Source organism: Paenibacillus piri (assembly GCF_004354045.1).
GTDB classification, from domain to species: Bacteria; Bacillota; Bacilli; order Paenibacillales; family NBRC-103111; genus Paenibacillus_S; species Paenibacillus_S piri.
This window is the reverse complement of the sequence record NZ_SMRT01000005.1, coordinates 130,133-146,269: the sequence shown is the minus strand read 5'-3', so window position 1 is coordinate 146,269 and position 16,137 is coordinate 130,133. Positions and strand designations below refer to the sequence as shown.

General features: G+C 54.6%; 19 protein-coding genes and 1 pseudogene. 5 read left to right on the top strand and 15 right to left on the bottom strand.

Annotated features, from left to right (window positions below):
• Window positions 1-328: 328 nt before the first annotated feature.
• The 7 genes from E1757_RS13245 to E1757_RS13220 all read right to left on the bottom strand — a co-directional run bounded on the left by E1757_RS13245 (window position 329) and on the right by E1757_RS13220 (window position 5,658).
• Window positions 329-1,549, bottom strand: a complete 1,221-nt coding sequence (locus E1757_RS13245) for an S-layer homology domain-containing protein (RefSeq protein ID WP_133228763.1) — start codon at window positions 1,547-1,549, stop codon at window positions 329-331.
• A gap of 247 nt (window positions 1,550-1,796) precedes the next feature.
• Window positions 1,797-2,276, bottom strand: coding sequence for a ferritin-like domain-containing protein (locus E1757_RS13240; protein ID WP_133228761.1), 480 nt, complete (start codon window positions 2,274-2,276; stop codon window positions 1,797-1,799).
• A 122-nt stretch (window positions 2,277-2,398) separates the two neighbouring features.
• The gene (locus E1757_RS13235) at window positions 2,399-2,740 is read right to left on the bottom strand and encodes a hypothetical protein (protein ID WP_246079181.1); all 342 of its coding nucleotides are present in this window, start codon (window positions 2,738-2,740) and stop codon (window positions 2,399-2,401) included.
• Window positions 2,737-2,877 (bottom strand): hypothetical protein, encoded by a 141-nt coding sequence (locus E1757_RS35780; protein WP_165972101.1) that lies wholly within the window; start codon window positions 2,875-2,877, stop codon window positions 2,737-2,739. Before E1757_RS35780 ends, E1757_RS13235 begins: the two co-directional genes overlap by 4 nt.
• Before the next feature lie 79 nt (window positions 2,878-2,956).
• Window positions 2,957-3,685: a glycosyltransferase family 2 protein gene (locus E1757_RS13230; RefSeq protein WP_133228759.1), complete on the bottom strand. Its 729-nt coding sequence runs from the start codon at window positions 3,683-3,685 to the stop codon at window positions 2,957-2,959.
• A complete protein-coding gene (locus E1757_RS36470) occupies window positions 3,685-4,878 on the bottom strand; it encodes a glycosyltransferase family 2 protein (protein ID WP_246079180.1) in 1,194 nt (397 codons plus the stop codon). Before E1757_RS36470 ends, E1757_RS13230 begins: the two co-directional genes overlap by 1 nt.
• Before the next feature lie 6 nt (window positions 4,879-4,884).
• Complete coding sequence (locus E1757_RS13220; protein WP_133228757.1) at window positions 4,885-5,658, bottom strand: glycosyltransferase family 2 protein; 774 nt, start codon at window positions 5,656-5,658, stop codon at window positions 4,885-4,887.
• Between the two features lie 369 nt (window positions 5,659-6,027).
• On the opposite strand from E1757_RS13220, the gene E1757_RS36465 reads away from it, so the two are divergent.
• Genes E1757_RS36465 through E1757_RS36455 form a run of 3 tightly spaced genes read left to right on the top strand, consistent with a single transcriptional unit; the run spans window position 6,028 to window position 6,820 of the window.
• Complete coding sequence (locus E1757_RS36465) at window positions 6,028-6,237, top strand: hypothetical protein (protein WP_246079179.1); 210 nt, start codon at window positions 6,028-6,030, stop codon at window positions 6,235-6,237.
• A 29-nt stretch (window positions 6,238-6,266) separates the two neighbouring features.
• Window positions 6,267-6,410 (top strand): hypothetical protein, encoded by a 144-nt coding sequence (locus tag E1757_RS36460; RefSeq protein WP_246079178.1) that lies wholly within the window; start codon window positions 6,267-6,269, stop codon window positions 6,408-6,410.
• Window positions 6,407-6,820 (top strand): glycosyltransferase, encoded by a 414-nt coding sequence (locus tag E1757_RS36455; protein WP_246079177.1) that lies wholly within the window; start codon window positions 6,407-6,409, stop codon window positions 6,818-6,820. The genes E1757_RS36460 and E1757_RS36455 overlap by 4 nt, the downstream gene beginning before the upstream one ends.
• A gap of 222 nt (window positions 6,821-7,042) precedes the next feature.
• Here the strand turns inward: E1757_RS36455 and E1757_RS13210 are convergent, their stop codons facing one another.
• Window positions 7,043-8,761 carry a proline--tRNA ligase gene (locus tag E1757_RS13210; protein ID WP_133228754.1) on the bottom strand — a complete coding sequence of 573 codons (1,719 nt, stop codon included), beginning with the start codon at window positions 8,759-8,761 and terminating at the stop codon, window positions 7,043-7,045.
• A gap of 120 nt (window positions 8,762-8,881) precedes the next feature.
• On the opposite strand from E1757_RS13210, the gene E1757_RS35775 reads away from it, so the two are divergent.
• The gene (locus E1757_RS35775) at window positions 8,882-9,040 is read left to right on the top strand and encodes a hypothetical protein (RefSeq protein ID WP_165972100.1); all 159 of its coding nucleotides are present in this window, start codon (window positions 8,882-8,884) and stop codon (window positions 9,038-9,040) included.
• Window positions 9,041-9,319: 279 nt separating this feature from the next.
• Here the strand turns inward: E1757_RS35775 and E1757_RS13205 are convergent.
• The 6 genes and pseudogenes from E1757_RS13205 to E1757_RS13180 all read right to left on the bottom strand — a co-directional run.
• A pseudogene (locus E1757_RS13205) lies at window positions 9,320-9,622 on the bottom strand (glycosyltransferase family A protein); the annotation flags it as partial.
• Between the two features lie 25 nt (window positions 9,623-9,647).
• A complete protein-coding gene (locus tag E1757_RS36450; RefSeq protein ID WP_246079176.1) occupies window positions 9,648-9,908 on the bottom strand; it encodes a hypothetical protein in 261 nt (86 codons plus the stop codon).
• Complete coding sequence (locus E1757_RS13195; protein ID WP_133228752.1) at window positions 9,905-10,750, bottom strand: dTDP-4-dehydrorhamnose reductase family protein; 846 nt, start codon at window positions 10,748-10,750, stop codon at window positions 9,905-9,907. The genes E1757_RS36450 and E1757_RS13195 overlap by 4 nt, the downstream gene beginning before the upstream one ends.
• Complete coding sequence (locus E1757_RS13190) at window positions 10,747-11,733, bottom strand: SDR family NAD(P)-dependent oxidoreductase (RefSeq protein WP_133228750.1); 987 nt, start codon at window positions 11,731-11,733, stop codon at window positions 10,747-10,749. Before E1757_RS13190 ends, E1757_RS13195 begins: the two co-directional genes overlap by 4 nt.
• A gap of 145 nt (window positions 11,734-11,878) precedes the next feature.
• A complete protein-coding gene (locus E1757_RS13185; RefSeq protein WP_165972098.1) occupies window positions 11,879-12,385 on the bottom strand; it encodes a glycosyltransferase family 4 protein in 507 nt (168 codons plus the stop codon).
• Window positions 12,386-12,800: 415 nt separating this feature from the next.
• Window positions 12,801-13,379 (bottom strand): class I SAM-dependent methyltransferase, encoded by a 579-nt coding sequence (locus E1757_RS13180; RefSeq protein WP_133228746.1) that lies wholly within the window; start codon window positions 13,377-13,379, stop codon window positions 12,801-12,803.
• A 281-nt stretch (window positions 13,380-13,660) separates the two neighbouring features.
• Between E1757_RS13180 and E1757_RS13175 the strand changes: the two genes are divergently transcribed.
• Entirely contained in the window at window positions 13,661-14,359 is a 699-nt protein-coding gene (locus E1757_RS13175; RefSeq protein ID WP_133228744.1) for a C40 family peptidase, read from the top strand.
• A 629-nt stretch (window positions 14,360-14,988) separates the two neighbouring features.
• On the opposite strand, the gene E1757_RS13170 is transcribed toward E1757_RS13175, so the two are convergent.
• On the bottom strand, window positions 14,989-16,119 hold the full coding sequence (locus tag E1757_RS13170) for a CgeB family protein (protein ID WP_133228742.1): 1,131 nt from the start codon (window positions 16,117-16,119) through the stop codon (window positions 14,989-14,991).
• Between the last annotated feature and the right edge of the window lie 18 nt (window positions 16,120-16,137).

Genomic DNA, 16,137 nt, shown 5'->3' with positions numbered 1-16,137 from the left:
CAATGGGACTAACCGGAGTGGATACTTTGTAATTGTTCCCACCAATATTCGTTAGCTGCTGAATAGGGGTATTGTTCATATCCCGCAACTCCACTCTGGCAATTGGGTCCGGTAGCGATGGGACCGTAACGGTATTTGGTGTGATGCCGCTTTTTCCAGATGCGAAGGCGTTGCCATCCAATTCAAAGAGTGCGTCCCCTGATCCAAAAGTAACATTTCCGAGATCGTGCTCGTTACTGGCTGCACTTACGCTCAAATCTAATCCGGGAAACAAGGAAAGCAGTATAGAACAAATAAGCAAACAATGAAGTAACTTTCTCAAGTTCGTTTACCTCCCGGAGAGGCTGTAATCGATTTGGGAGGAATATATAACCGTAACCCTATCTTCTCCCAATTCTTGCGCTGGTTCCCGTTTTACTCCAAACCCATCACCATCAATACCACCTTTCCCTTTTGGAACCAAAGTGCCTGTGATGATTCGAGTATCGTAATGGCCCGGTTCCAACCAAGGCATTACTCCTGCGAGAAAAGATTTATATTTTGGTTCATAGATCATGTACCCTGTAATGTTGCTTAGATCACCATTCTCATTCAAATTAACACCTGAGGAATTGAAAGGAAGAACCGTTAAGTAAGCAAAACGAAAAGGATTTGCTGTTTTATCCAAATCCACCACAAAATGATTAAAGCTCAAAAATAAGTAGGCCTTGGTCGGTAACTCTGTAGTTTTATCGAATACACCTCTTGGAGTGCTGGGACCTACTCTTTCCCACATCATCCCCTCCGGAATCAGCTTTCGGTTCGGATCGTTCGGATCATCCAGATCGACAATGACGTATTTTTCAACCTCGGAATAGCCGTTCGGTCCGTCATAACGCAACAGATCCGTTCGAAACGGTCTGTTCCGGTCCTTACCGTAGCCGAAATACTCCGGCGCCATCGTATACACGTTGGCCTTATGCCAAGCAATCTCTGCGGCCGAAGTTGCGTATCGGTCCCAAGGCAGCTTTTCGCCAGCCTTCAGCTTCAACATGCGTTCGATGACGGTAATGGCCTGCGCCCTGGTTGTCGGCTGATCTTCGCCAAGCGTTCCTTGATTGTCCATGCCGTTAATAATGCCCTTGCTTGTGGCGAGATACATCCATTTCAGGGCATCCGTGTTTTGCTCGCCGGTTGAACGAACGGCGATCCTGGACATTTCGAGCCGTGAGATCGGTTGATCATAATTGGAAATCTCCCCCTTTATGCTCAGCCCGTTCGTAATCGCTGCGTCCACATACGGACTGTACCACGGCGAAGCTGCGCCTGCTGCTTTCTTATACCCCATGGCATCGATAGCCATCTTAATAAATTCCGCTCGGGTTACGGACTGCTCCGGCTTAAACGTGCCGTCCGGGTAGCCGTCCACATACCCTCTGCTGACGGCTGCGTTAATGCTGCTGTTGGCCCAATGGCCGGAAACATCGGTAAAATCTTTGGAGGCGTAGGCTCCACCGGCCAGAACGGTTATTGTTAAGAGTGCTGCTGCGGCTAAAATTGTTTTTCTCATTATTATTCGCTCCTTTGTCGGTTGGAGACCTCCACATTGTCATGAAAAAAGCACCCCAAGCATAGGTAAAAAACCCTCTGATCGGCGGTGCTTCCGTCCAATGAATATGAAATATCCCACATCAATTCCAAAACTTTCCTTTGTGAGTCGATTATACCCGAACGCTGTCCGATTATGCAATAACGAAATTGTACGGAGCGAGCTCCGGCAAGCGATTGCAAAACGGCTCGAAGCAAGCCGCGTCAGCCTATATGTCCGTTTGATGCGGCTTTCCGAGCTGAAGCATCAAAAGACCGACGATATGCTCCGTCCCGTCGCTTAACGCATAAAAGAAAATATCCCGCACCTTCATACTCGGGGTCAATAAATAAGTATCCCTGTAATGCCGGATTGCCACACGCTCCAAACTGACGGCGTACTTCAGGCCATCCTCGTATGTCGTAAAATCATGCGGTTCAGGCCGGGCCATAGGCTCGCCTCCCATAAGCTCCCGGTACAGCGATTCGAGCAGCGTGAATTGCTTTTTCTCCTGCTGCATCATCGTTTTCACTTCTTCGGCCTCGACTTCGCTTGGCGCCAGCTTAACAAGCTGCGCATATGCGCGGATAAGCGTGGCCGTATGATCGACGCACCATGCGATCTGCTCCAGAAATTTACGGACATCACGGTAGGGCAGCTTGACGACAGATGGGTAACCGGCTTGTTCGGAGAGGGGTTGTAGGCTCATGCTGTTTCCTCCATTCCTAACACAGGATAGGCAAACCACTATAATATAGCGTATTCGCTACAGCCTGCCTAAGTCACAACAAAAATAGGCCCGCAGAAAAAATCCCGCGTCGGCGAGTTTTTTCATACAGGACAATTGATTGTCACAGCCGGACGGTATGCCACTGGCAGTCTGCCGCTATTCCCGGGTCGGCAGCTCCCGCTCGTTAAGCCAAGGCTTGCCCGGCGCTCCCGGACGGAACTTATGAACGCGCATGCCCGCAATGGTACCAGACAATTGCTGCTGAAAGCGGCTGATGGACTCCAGCTGCCCGAAATTACCTGCTCCGAAGCGTCCCCCGAGGAGGTGGCGCCTTCGATCATATCCGCCATGCTTTCGATGATGCGGGCCACTGCCCGCTGGCTTCGGGCCAGCGAGATCAGGATATGAAGCTTGGCCCGGTTCTCCTCTTCATGCCAGTTCACTTGCCGCCGCCCCCAAAAGGAAACATGTCGCCAAAATCACCCGCTCCGCCACTTCCGCTATCGCTATTGGATTCGTCTTCCTGGGAATTGAGTAATATTTGTAAATTATTGGAAAATAATTGCTCCATCTTCGTCATACCGTCGACGACCTCGATCAGATATACTGCCGCAAAAAATTGCCGCTGCCGCACAGATCCGCATTTGTCCTGGCGGCGCTCATATAAACTGCAGCGGGTCCACGCCCCATTTGTCGATAAACTGCTGACGGTTGCGAAGGACCAGTTGTTTCACCGTCTGCCCGTTTTCTTTCTGGAAGCTCGCGCTCCCATGGTGGTAAATGAACGAATCTCCTGCGATCATCAGCCGAAAGCCCGACTGTCTGGCGCGGTAGCAGTAATCGTCATCTTCAAAATGTCCCGGTGAAAACCGTTCGTCAAGCAGCCCGATCCGATCTATCAGCTCCCGACGGAACAAAAAGCATAAACCGACGATCCGATCCACTTCCAGCCATTTGCCGCTGTCCGGCTCGTTCATCCGTGCGGCCATATCCGCCACATTCGTGAACGGCTCGGTAATCTGCTGCTTGCCGCTCGCATAATTGGTCATCGGACCGACGATGCCGATCTCTTCACTGCTGTACAGGCAGCGCACCATATTTTCCAGGCCTCCCGGCGTCATCAGCGTATCGTTGTTGAGCAGCAGCAGCGCATCCCCGCTGGCGGCACGGATCCCGATGTTGCATGCGGCCGGGAAACCACGGTTGGCCGGCAAAGAAATCAGCTTGATCCGGTGGGCCAGACAGTATTCAAGCGAACCGTCCTTTGAGCCGTTGTCGACGACGATGATTTCGTACGGTATGCGGGTATGCTGGCGAATCGACTGCACGCAAGGCTTCAGCCAATGAAGACCGTTATAATTAGGAATAATGACGCTTGTCAGCTGCATCAGACTTCCCCTCCTGCCCCGGCGCGGCTGCGCAGGTTGTCAACGAACGCCAACCGTTCGCCGGTAAGCCCTCCGACCGCCTTCAGCGCTTCCAGATGATCGCCGATGATCAGCTCGGCCAGCCGGTTTTTTTTGCCTGTATTATGCTTCCTGCGCTTATTGCTCCGAATCACGTCGATACTGCCGGCGATGCCTACGCGCAGACCGTGATGGACGGCGAGCGCTTGCGCTTTCGGCGGTACCATCAGGTTAGGAATGCCGAGCGTCGCCACTGTCTTTCGCGACAAGGCATGCGGTACGGCCGTCATCGAATTCGCTTCGAGATCGGGCCGGTCCAGCGATGCATTCAAAAACTGCTTCATATGCGTAACCGAATCGCGCTTGGCGAACACCCGCATATAAGGAGTAATATTGTTCAACGCCACGTCCAGGCCGCTTTCGACGCCGCCGATAAAAGAAATCAGGTCCTCCGCGTGCAGTACCATATCCCCATCCAAAAACAGCAAAATGTCGGATTGCGCCAGCTTCGCTCCCAATGCCCGCCCTACATCATGGCCCAACGGCTCCGGATAAGCTGCAATAACGGCCTGGGATGCCTGGCGCGCCTTCAGGAAGCTGCGGTCGGAGGTACCATTCACAATAACGAACACCTCGTCAAAAGGTAGCCGATTTAGCTGTTTCATTATATTTGCGATTGTACGCTCCTCATTCATGACTGCCACAATGGCGGCGACCGATTGCGCCGTCGGCAGCATCAGCCAGTCGGGGGCCGGCTTCTTTTTCCCGATGAAAAAGCCTTTCACATAGCCTCGCGCCGCTTCGACATAGCGGTCCCATGGAGGCCCCAGCCATCGCATCGCGCGGACTCGCTCCAGCCAGTGACGGTTCAATGCCTTCTTTCTATCGGGCTCCTGTTCGATCGACAGATGCGCCGCATCCGCAATGCCTGCGCGGAAACCCGCTTGATACGCAGCGGAAGCCGTATGCAGCGGCACCGCAGCGCTTCTGCCGCGCCGGATCGCGGACCGCAGGCGCGTCGCCTTCCGGCTGCCGCCTGCCGTTACCGTGCTCCTTCTTCTTCGACGTTTGCGCATACCGGTAACAGAGCCGTTCGCGACAGCTCTCTTCCCGATCGCTCGGGCAACTGATATTCGAAAAACTGCCGCCGTCTTTCTTTTTGCCTTACGCTGCACATTCATTCACCTCACGATACTGCGGTTTCTTGAAAAATCCGAATGCAATCCCCGTTCGTCGGTTGCCTCGGTCAGCCAGCTTATCGCTTCCAAATGGTCGCCGACGATCAGCTTCGCGAGCGGGTCGCCTTTTCGGCTCCGGCGGCGGACCGGGTTCAGTGCGCCGACATGGATGAAGCAGACGGCTCTTACCCTTAGCCGCCGCTGAATGGCTATCGCCTGCGCCTTGGGCGGGACGGCCAGATGCTCCGCCCCGATCGTTTCGAGCGCGCGACGGCTCATCGCATGCGGTACGGTCGTCATCGAGGCCCCCTTCAAGTCCGGCCGCCGCAGGGCCGCATTCAATGCGTGCTTGGCCACAACGACCGGGTGCACCTTTTGCTTCAGCACCTGGCCGTTATATTGATTAAGCGCGAGATCCGCGCCTCGTTCCACTGCCCGGAGAAACGGCATCAGTTTGGCGGCGGGCAGCACCATATCGCCGTCCATAAACAGCAAGATATCTCCGCTCGCATGTCGCGCGCCGACGCTTCGGCCCACATCGTGGCCCAGCGGCTGCTCGAAAAAAATGACGCGCGCGCCGAATGCCTGGGCGATTGCCGCCGAACCGTCTCTCGAGCCGTTGACGACGACGATGATTTCGATGTGAGGCTGCAGCTTTTTCACTTCGAGGAGCACCCTTTTCAGCGTGCGGCTTTCATTCATGACAGGGATGATAACGGACACTTTGGAGCGGATTGCCCGCATGCCCGCAGAATCGTTTTTGCGTATTGCACGCATCCGTTGACTCAACTCCCATCATCGCAAAGTCAGTTGCAGCATTTCCGTATTAGTGTATGAGCGGTTGTCACAAGGGCAAGGGCTATAGCGTAAACGCGGCGAAAAAGGCGCTCTTGGGCGGCCCGGCCAACGCGATGCAAAAGTACAGCGGCTTCAAATATAGGCTGAGCCCAGCGGTTAGCCGCCTACGGCGGAGCTACACCCGATGAGCGGCACACTTATAAAATGAACCATAACCCGGCATGACATGTCCTTAATATGGAACGGGCTGCAAAACTTGAAGCTGTTATTCTCGTACTACCTTCCGAGCGGCGGAGTGGAAACTTTAAACCGAATCCGTGCGGAAGCGTTAACGGCCCGTGGAATCGAATGCCATCTTATTACCAGCGCAGCGGTTCCGGCATGCAAAACATCAGCAAGATTCCGACCTTTATTACGAACAGCGATCATGAGCTGTTCCAATTGGTGCATCAGCAAAAGTACGATGCCATCGTCGGATTATTGGATGGTGGAGCGGGTTCGCGGCTGGAACTACAAGAAATTTCGTCGATACGCAGCGCTTCCGCTACCGCAAGCTGAGTCAGATCTCCAATCCGGTGATCGGCTGGGTGGGGAGAATCCAACGCAATAAAAATTGGCGCACCTTTTTGCAGATCGGTCAAGAGCTGCGGGCGGCGATTCCGAAATTGCGGCTGTGGATGTTTGAGGATGTGACGCTTTTTGAAGCGGAGGAAAAACAGCTTTCGAAATGATGGTTGGCCGAAGCGGCATGTCCGGCTATTTATCGCGGTTTTCGAATGTGCCGCACCGGCAAATGCCGGATTACTTCTCGGTAATCGGCGACTCCGGGGGCTTTTTGCTTTCGACATCGATTATGGAAGAATTCGGCTATGCCGTCACAGAAGCGATGAGCTGCCGGTGCCCGGTCATCTCGACGGACTCGGACAGCATGCGGAGTTTTATTACGCATAACGAAACGGGGAAATTTTTCAGCCTGGGCCGCAATGAAGAAGCGGTTTCCCAGGCTATGGAGCTGTTCGCCGACAAATCGCTGCGGGAAAAAATACAGACGCAGGGAGTGGGCCGCATTCGCCAACAGTTTACGCCGCAGGCGTACTGCGATCATTTTACCCAAATGCTGCGCGCGCTCGGCGTGCGCTGAGGCGCTGCGATCCGCACGCAAGCTGTCGGCGGCAGACGCGGCTTCAAGCCGAAGAGCCGGCCGGCATGATTTCCCTGGTCCCGGCCTGTGCGCTTTCCCTGGTGCCAACCCGTGCGCTTTCCCTGGTGCCAACCTGCGCGCTCCCTGGTCCCGATGCCGGCCTGCTCTGCCTGCCGCCTGCCTCCGAAAGGCTTACCTGTCTTGCGATAACGGCTGCCTGCTTTATCGGGCGGCGGCTGCGATGAGCTCAATCGCCTCGTCAACGGTAACCAGCCGCGTTTCCGCTGCTGTGCGCTCCTTATATTCAACAAGGCCATTCGCCGCGTCCTTGCCGATTACGATCCGGATGGGACAGCCGATCAAATCGGCATCGTTCAGCTTGACGCCAAGCCGTTCGTCCCGGTCGTCAAGCAGCGCCTCGATCCGCTGTCCGCTCAGTCGCTCATACATAGCCTCCGCCAGCTTCATCTGGTCGTCCCGTTTGTTCGAAACCGGAATAAGATGCGCCTGGAACGGGGCAATGGCCGCCGGCCACACCAAGCCGCTATCGTCATGATGCTGCTCGGCAACAGCCGACAGCAGACGGGAAATGCCGATCCCGTAGCAGCCCATCAGCATCGTTTGCTCCCGGCCGTCGGCGTCCAGAAAACGGGCGCCCATGCTCTCGCTGTATTTGGCGCCCAGCTTGAAAATTTGGCCGACCTCGATGCCGCGGTGAAATACGAGGGACCCTTCGCAGCGGGGACAAGACTCACCCTCCGTCACGTTGCGGAAATCGCCGATCCGCTCCAACGGAAAATCGGCACCCGGCTGCACATGACGCAGATGATATTCGGCTTCGTTCGCGCCTGCTATCGCATCCGACAGTGCAGCAGCCCGATGATCCGTCAAAAGCATAAGCCCGTCCGGCAAACCGACCGGCCCGACAAAACCGACGGGAGCGCCGGTCACCCGGAGCGTCGTCTCCGCATCGGCGAGCTGCAGCTCGCCGCAGTTCAAATAATGTTTGACTTTAAGCTCGTTCACCTCGTGGTCGCCCCGCACCGCAACCGCAATAGGGGTACCGTCGGCAGTGAGAAAAATGAGCGTTTTAATCAATCCGGATGCCGGCACTCCCAGGGCTTGCTCCAACTGTTCGATCGTATGGATGCCGGGGGTATGAAGCTTTTCCATACGGGCCCGGTTCTCCGGCGCCGGCTCATCCTGTCGAACCGGCTCAGCTCGTCCTTCCGCTTTTTCAAGGTTAGCCGCATAGCCGCAGTGCGTGCAGCTGACGACCGTATCTTCGCCGATATCGGCAAGCGCCATAAACTCGTGGGTCCCGCCTTCACCACCGATCGTCCCCGCATCCGCCTCAACGGCGCGGAACCGTAAATCGCAAGCTGTAAAAATACGGCTGTACGCCTCATACATGCTCCGGTATGTCAGATCCACCCCCGTCCAGTCCGTATCGAACGAGTAGGCATCCTTCATCAAAAACTCCCTGCCCCGCAACAGTCCGAACCGCGGCCGGCGCTCGTCGCGGAATTTCGTTTGAATCTGATATAACGTGACCGGCAGCTTCCGGTACGAATTAATTTCCCCGGCGACCAGCGCGGTAACGACTTCCTCATGCGTAGGTCCAAGCGCAAATTCCCTGTCGTGGCGGTCCTTAAGCCGGACAAGCTCCGGGCCGTATTCCGAATATCGGCCGGACTGCCGCCACAGCTCCGCCGGCTGCATCGCGGGCATGAGCAGCTCCTGCGCTCCGGCGCGCTCCATCTCCTCGCGGACGATGCGTTCCAGCTTCCTCAGCACCCGCCGTCCCAACGGCAGGTACGTATAAATTCCGGCGGCGACCTGACGGATATATCCCCCGCGGATCATCAAGCGGTGGCTGACCGCCTCCGCCTCGGCCGGAGCTTCGCGCAACGTCGGCAGCAGCATGAATTGTTGTCTCATCGGATATCCTCCTCGGCTAATGTCATTTTCCTTACGGCTTCGCCGGCCATCAAAGGCGGGCGCGTTTATCAAGGTTGTGCGAACTCAAAAAAAGCCCATTCGTAAGGGACGAATGCGCTCGTGGTACCACCCAAATTCAACCGGCCGGCAGCTGTATACGCGCTGCGGCGGTTCTTCGTTACGATAACGGATTTTAATCCGGCAGCGGATACTTCGATTCCCCGCTGCGGCTGCAAGGCGGAAAGCAATCATGACGGTCCGGGAATCCTTTCAGCCTGAGGAATTCCTCTCTGTCAGCGGCGTACATGCGCTTATGCCCTTGGTCAAAGCCTGCGATATGCAAATGACGGTTTCCATTACTTTACACCAAAACAGGCCAAGGTTCAATAGCAGGGCGCACTATCGGAATGCCTCAGCCTCCCAGTTCTTTGATATACGCGTACAGGTACGGATAATAATGCTTGCGGATTGCCTGAACCTCGCGATCGATCGCCGGGCGGTGGCACACCGTGCCCATCTGCGAATGAACCCGGTACTGAATCAGCGCCTGATCCAGAAATACGGGATTTGCATGGACAGCTTGTGCGGATAAAAAAAATCGTCCGAGCTGAGCCAGGCAATATACTCCCCCGATGACATGCGGATACCGTGGTTCAGTGCGGAGTCGGTGCCGCCGTTCGCTTTGTCCAAATAATAAACCCGGTTTCGAAAGGGGGCTAACTGATCGACATGGGACGAGGAGCCGTCATCGACGACAATGATCTCGACATTCGGATATGTCTGGGCCAAGGCGCTATGAATCGCATGGCCGACAAACGGGTCATTGTAAAACGGGATGATGATCGACACTTTCGGAAACATTGGCGGCTTCCCCTCCCTGTCCGGTTTATTCGAATGCTCGGTACTGCTCGCGGCAATAAGCTAAAATATCGCCGATCGATTGCTCGAACGGCACTTCGGGTACCCAGCCGAGCCTGTGCAGAGCGAGGCTGTCGACCGGCTCCGGCGGCGGGGCCGAAGCGCTGCCGATCTCGAGGCGCAGCGGCACGGCGGCGACCACCTCGAAGCCGAGGCCGGCAAAGTGGGCGCATGCGTGCCGGCCGGTAAACCCGGAAGCGCCGGTAATGACAATCCGTCTCCCGTTCATTCCGCACGCATCCAATCGCGCAGCTCAGCAAGCATCGCGTCGTATCCGGCCTGTGTGTAGCCGGTTATGTCCGTGCGCGTGCTCCTAAGCGTCCGGTCCAGCACAATCGCGTCGTCCGGCTGGATGTCGACATCCGTCTTCCCGAATATGCGCCGGAACTTGTGCAGCAGCTCGTGCTTGCTCACCGTCTCCGCAGCGGTCAAATGGACAAGCCCTGTAACCGGACTGCCCGTCCCCAGCAAATAATGAATGAATTTGGCCAGCTCCAACGTCGTAACCCCGTTCCAGGGCACCTGCAAAAAGCCCTTGATGACACCCTGCTGCTGCATGAACCAGTGCAGCAGCCCGATGCCGTGGCTGCGGATTTCCGGCCCGATAATGGACGTGCGAATCGTCACATGCGGCTTGGCGAATATTTCGCCGAGCGCCTTCGTCTTCGCATAGACGGATGTCCCGTCCGGCACATGCCGTTCCTCGTACTTCCCCCGGCAGCCCGAAAACACGCAATCGGTGCTGATATGAATGAGCCGCCCGCCGACCCGCTCCGCCAAGCCGGCAAGCAGATGCGGCAGCAGCCCGTTGATGCGATAAGCGTCCAGCTCATGCCGGCGGGCGGCATCGTTCAATATACCGGCGCAGTTTACGATGACATCCGGCCGCACCGCCTCCACCAGCTTTTCTACGGCCGGCGAATCCAGCGCATCCAAATACAGCCCGCCGATCCGATTCGGCCGGGTCGTTTCGCGTGTCGTATGGAACAGCTCATATGAGGCGGTCCCGGTTAAGTATTGGAGCAGCAGATGACCGGCCATCCCCCTGCCGCCGATCACTAATATTCTCATAATAATAACCCCCCTTTTTCCAGCATCTTCAAGATTTGCTCCTTGTCCATCAGCGAATGCGCCGATGAGTAGCTCTCCGAGCTGACGTAAGGATAGCTCCAGTAAAACTCCTTCAACCCGGGAATATTCAGCTGGGGCAAAATGACCAAATATTCTTCATCAAAGCTGACGGCGCTCTGCGCCTCATAATCGGAATACAAAATTTCATGAATTTTTTCGCCGGGACGTACGCCCAGCTCGATGAACTCCACATCTTTTTTACCGAGCGCATCGGCGAGCACTTCGGCCAATTCCATAATGCGGCATGCCGGCATCTTCATCACGAACGTTTCGCCGCCCCGGCCTCCCGCCGCCGCCCGCAGCAGCATGCCGATCGCTTCCTCGAGCGTCAGGAAAAAACGCGTCATATCCTTATGCGTAATGCCGACTTGACCGCGTTCCATAATCTGCTTGCGGAACAAATGGATAACGCTGCCGTTCGTGCCGAGCACATTGCCTCCGCGGACACAGATGAACGTCGTGTCCGAATGCAGCAAATTGGCGTGAATGATCAGCTTTTCGCCGATCGCCTTAGTCATCCCGTAAAAATTGGACGGGTGGGCCGCTTTATCGGTTGAAATATTGATGACCTTCTTGACTTTGCTATCGATAGCCGCTTCGATAACGTTTTGCGTGCCGACAACATTCGTTTTCAGCGCTTCGTACGGCTGATCCTCGCAAACCGGAACATGCTTCAGCGCAGCCAGATGGAATAAATAATCGATCCCCTGACATGCCTTGAGCACAGCATCCGCGTCGCGCACATCCCCGATGCAAAAGCTGAGCCGCGAATCCTCAAACGCCCGCTTCATCGCCACTTGACTGGATTCGTTGCGGGAAAAAACGACGATCTCCCGCGGGTTGTTATTCAAAAGCTGCTTAACCAGCTCATAGCCCCAGGAGCCAGTGCCTCCCGTAACTAATATTCGGCTGTTCGTAAACATGATCACTTTCCTCCCAGTACAAATTTAACGACCTTTGCAGACACAGCAGCGACGACCACAGGCGGACAGCGGCCAACAGCCATTTGAAGTCAGCCATGTCCGCATTCGGTCTGGAAACATATCGTGAACGGCTGCTTAGCCAGATTCAAGTCCATTGTGCCCAAGCTTCCGAGGACCGGAGCCGCTTGCTGCCCTTCACGCTGGCGGTTAACAACGAGGAATCGCCCTTCTCGACCAGCCAGTCGGCATTGCCCGTCGTGCGCAATATTTCCTCAAGCCCGCCGGCGCGGTAAGCAATTACGCCTTTGCCAAAGACAAGCCCCTCCAGCGCCGTCATGCCGAATCCCTCATCAATCAGGTTCGGAATGATGACCAGATCCATCGCCGGATACACAAGCTCGATCCGCGCTTCAAACGGCATCCGATGAAACCGCGAGGCGTAACCGGATTGGCCGATTATATGCTGGCAGTACGTCATGTAATAAGCGTCGAAGGCATTGCCCACGATCAGAAATTGAACATCCTGCACCTCTGGGCACACCGATAAGGCCATGTGGACAAAATGCTCCAACCCTTTCTCCGAATGCAGACTGGAGGCGATAAAGCCGACTATTCGGCAGCCGTCATTCACTGCCCACTCATTACGCTTCAAATAGCGTAAAAATGCCCATGCCTCCGGATGTAGTTCTTCCTGGCTCCAGGAGCTTGCCGTCGAGTCCCGCCTGCCGAAAAGGACGGAGCGTCGTTTCCGAAATATCTTTCTTGAAGCTTTCCATAGGAAAGCTATGTTCGTAAGCATCCCCGCTTAAGTACTACCAATATATTAGTTGGACAACTGTATCGGCACGACACATATCCCCCATCCATTCGTACAATTTGGGGACAAAAAGAAGCAGAGATTTGCCTGAAACCGGCGCATCTCTGCTTCTTTTTTCTATCATTCGATTATATTTAACCTTCTCCTTCGAAGCATGGTTTACTAGACATTGTGCTTCGATTCGTAGACCGATTGGAAGACAGGGTCCTTTTTTGCGCTGCCTTCCAATACAGGAGGGCCTCCCTGGCCCTTATGGTCTGCATTCATACACGAATGCCGACGGCACATTCCATGGAACGAGCGAAATGTTGACCCTGCCGAATTCGTTTTGAAGCATTTTTTTCATTTGCAGCGAATATTGAAACGTGACGAACACACCGTCTTTGCGCAGCGTTTGCTTGATTTGGCCGATAATTTCGCACCGGTCCGCAACCGAAAAATTGGCAAACGGCAGGCCCGAAATGATGTAGTCCACTTCGCTCAGGCCGAGCCGGTCTATATTCTTTTTTAATTCCATTGCATTTTTGAACATATGAAGTCCGTGAAACTGCTTCTGCAATTTGCCGCGCAGCTCATCATCCTTTTCAAACACGGCGACGCTGCATTCCGGCCGTCTGCTCTCATGGATCGCTTGGGTAAATACGCCTGTCCCGGCTCCCAGCTCGACAATGGAGGTTGCTTCGTCCCACCGGACTGGCGCGAGCATCTGTCTTGCAAGGCTGGCGGAGCTTGGAACCAAACTGCCGATTTCACGCGGATTTTGAAAAAACTTTTTGAAAAACAGCCATCTATCCAATCGCGTCGTTTTTACTATCGTTTCTTTGTACATCTCGTCATCGCTCCCCTTGGCTCCATCTATGCTAGTTATCTTATCCTAAACATTTAAGGATTTAAGGGGGGAAGTCCTTAAGAAATTCTTAAAGTATAATTAACTTTTTAGGTTGTCAATGGATTTTTAATGAGAGAATTCTCACGGTTTTCTAACAATAACGGAAAATGCAAGGCTTTGTAATGGTTTTCACGCCCCCTGTAAAATAGTGGATTTTTTATTTGTGGTATGCTGATTTCAGGTGATCACCCCACCTCAAAACATTCGTCAGGGAGGAAGTTATGAACAACGCGAAAAAAAGCCAATTTGTTAAAACTTTCGTTGGAATCGGTCTTAGTTTATCGATTGCTTTTTCCGGGGGTATGCTAATAACACCGCAATCCGCCCATGCCGCGACTGTTTCAAGTTCGTCCGTGGCGGACAATGTTATCGCAACAGGCAAACAATTTATGGGCGTCCGTTACCAATTTGGCGCCAGCAAGGGCAATACGAGCGCTTTTGACTGCTCATCGTTCACACAGTATGTATTCCAGCAAAATGGCATCAGCCTGCCGCGCTCGTCCAGACAACAGGCCACTGCCGGTACGCCGGTAGCGAAAAGCCAACTGCAGGCCGGAGATCTGGTATTCTCCGATACGAATCATGACGGTATAATCAATCATGTCGCCATTTATATGGGCAATGGTCAAATTCTTCATACGTACCGCGTCGGTATCGGCGTAACGATTTCCAATTATGCGGGCAGCACCTGGGATAAAACCTTCGTGACTGCGCGCCGCGTAATTCCCGACAACGGACAAGCTGTGGCCGCACCCGCTCCGCAGCCAGTAAGCACGCCGTCCAAATCACCGTCTGTGAAGCCGTACAAAACAACTTCGTCCAAGCCATCCAAATCGTCCAAATCGTCTTCATCCAAGCCGCACGGAACGCATGCAAAAGCGAAATCGTCCAAGGGTGAAAATGAACGCGGCGAGCATTAACATAGACTGAACGGAACCTAGCGGATGCCAAACCGCTAGGTTTTTTTGCCGGTTGGATGGAAAGTATAAGTTTTTTATACTTTGCTTTGCACAACCTTGACAAACGGGCTCGTTTTCGAAGGACGGCGAAGCCGTTTATCCTTGTCGCCTAAGCCTGCTGTCCGTCTTGAACCCCCTTGGCGAATCCTGCGTTAAAGCCTTCGTTATAAGCTTCGTTGAACGCTTTATTATAAGCCCGCTTATAGCCGGATAGCCTGTGATGTCCGCGGCGGTGCGCGCGTCTGCCCCGGCGTGAGTCTTCCGAGTTCCTTTTGCGCCGCCGTGCATGCAGCTTTCCTTTCATGGTTCTGCCGGGACGGCCGTGCCGGGAGCCGGGCGCCGCCCTCTCGCCTTCAGAACTCGTCTTCGTTTGCCTGCTCCGCTTTGAGAACGCGTCTTCCTGCCCTTTTTTCTTCGGGCCATTTCCCGAACCTCCTTGACGCTTGCTTGTGAGATGAGCTGTCGACCGCAGCCACGCCTTCCTGTTTCGGACAGGGGCCTTCCGATTCCGGACGAAACGGCATATTTGCGAGCAGCCTCACTATACAATATGCGGCAATGCGGGCATGCGCACAGGGCAGCCACCCATATTAACCGAATATAAGCCGCAGCATCGAAGCAATCCGGTGGGTATACGTATGCTCCTGCATCGTTCGCCGCAGCGCGTTAAGCGCAATCTCACGGCGTTCTTCCTCATGGTTCAAGTAATAATCGATTTTTTCCTTAAGCTCATCCGGCGAACTGTAGGTCACGATCTCCACTCCCGGCGTATAAAACCGCGGCAGGTCGCTCCGCGTATCCGACAACTGCAGCGTGCCGCAGCCGGCGATTTCAAAGGTTCGCGGATTCGGAGAAACGGCGCCGATCGACCGGCTGGTATAGTTAAATGTCGTATCGTCGCTGGCGCGGTGCAGATTGATGACGATTTTCGTCCCGTTATAATAGCTCGCCGTTTCCTTCGCATCCATCCATTTGTTCAGATCGATTTTGGAGGACAGCTTACTGTAATGCCGCAGCCGGTCCCACCAAATACCCGAGATATAGCAGTCTTTGTTTTTGAAATAGCCTGCAAGATGATCGAACACGCCGACCCGGTTCCAGTAGGCCGAGCCGATAAAGCTGATATCTTTGCGGTACTTCAGCGGGATTCGCTTTGGCCGAAAGACGGAAACGTTGGAGCCAAACGGCAAGTAATGCACCTGCGCGCAGCCGTTCTGCCGGTAAAAGTCGACACATTCCAGCTCCAGCGTAAACACGAAATCGTAATGAACGGCCATCTGCACCGTCGCATCCGTATAGTAGGGATCGTCAGTAAACCAGACCGCGGTCCGGATTCCTTCCGCCCGGATCTGGTCGACCTGATAGGCCGGAATGTACATGCCGTCCAGCACCAGTACAAAATCGGGCCGCAGCTGCCTGGCCGCACTGACGAAGTCCTGCGTCGGCGTGACAATAACGAGCTCTCTTACCAGCAGCTGGAATGCTTCGATAATGGACTGGTCGAGCGGCGAATAAGGGACTCCTTTACCGGATGTAATATACAGGACCCTAACGTTCCACCATCCCGGCGGCGACGGTTTGGACTTTTGGATGGCTGCCTCGCACCGACCCAAGTGATAGCCGTGTTCGTTACCCAGTTCAAGCCCTTTCGACCGGCCTTTGCGCCAGCCGGCGGTCATATGCCGAACTTGTAAGCGTCTGCGTACAGTCTTCCTTGCCATGCAAGCTCCTCGCTTTCC

Coding starts and splice junctions, on each gene's coding strand:
- E1757_RS13245 (WP_133228763.1), bottom strand. CDS start 1,549: ATGAGAAAAACAATTTTAGCCGCAGCAGCACTCTTAACAATAACCGTT.
- E1757_RS13240 (WP_133228761.1), bottom strand. CDS start 2,276: ATGAGCCTACAACCCCTCTCCGAACAAGCCGGTTACCCATCTGTCGTC.
- E1757_RS35780 (WP_165972101.1), bottom strand. CDS start 2,877: ATGACGAAGATGGAGCAATTATTTTCCAATAATTTACAAATATTACTC.
- E1757_RS13230 (WP_133228759.1), bottom strand. CDS start 3,685: ATGCAGCTGACAAGCGTCATTATTCCTAATTATAACGGTCTTCATTGG.
- E1757_RS13220 (WP_133228757.1), bottom strand. CDS start 5,658: ATGCGTGCAATACGCAAAAACGATTCTGCGGGCATGCGGGCAATCCGC.
- E1757_RS36465 (WP_246079179.1), top strand. CDS start 6,028: ATGCCATCTTATTACCAGCGCAGCGGTTCCGGCATGCAAAACATCAGC.
- E1757_RS36455 (WP_246079177.1), top strand. CDS start 6,407: ATGATGGTTGGCCGAAGCGGCATGTCCGGCTATTTATCGCGGTTTTCG.
- E1757_RS13210 (WP_133228754.1), bottom strand. CDS start 8,761: ATGAGACAACAATTCATGCTGCTGCCGACGTTGCGCGAAGCTCCGGCC.
- E1757_RS36450 (WP_246079176.1), bottom strand. CDS start 9,908: ATGAACGGGAGACGGATTGTCATTACCGGCGCTTCCGGGTTTACCGGC.
- E1757_RS13195 (WP_133228752.1), bottom strand. CDS start 10,750: ATGAGAATATTAGTGATCGGCGGCAGGGGGATGGCCGGTCATCTGCTG.
- E1757_RS13190 (WP_133228750.1), bottom strand. CDS start 11,733: ATGTTTACGAACAGCCGAATATTAGTTACGGGAGGCACTGGCTCCTGG.
- E1757_RS13180 (WP_133228746.1), bottom strand. CDS start 13,379: ATGTACAAAGAAACGATAGTAAAAACGACGCGATTGGATAGATGGCTG.
- E1757_RS13175 (WP_133228744.1), top strand. CDS start 13,661: ATGAACAACGCGAAAAAAAGCCAATTTGTTAAAACTTTCGTTGGAATC.
- E1757_RS13170 (WP_133228742.1), bottom strand. CDS start 16,119: ATGGCAAGGAAGACTGTACGCAGACGCTTACAAGTTCGGCATATGACC.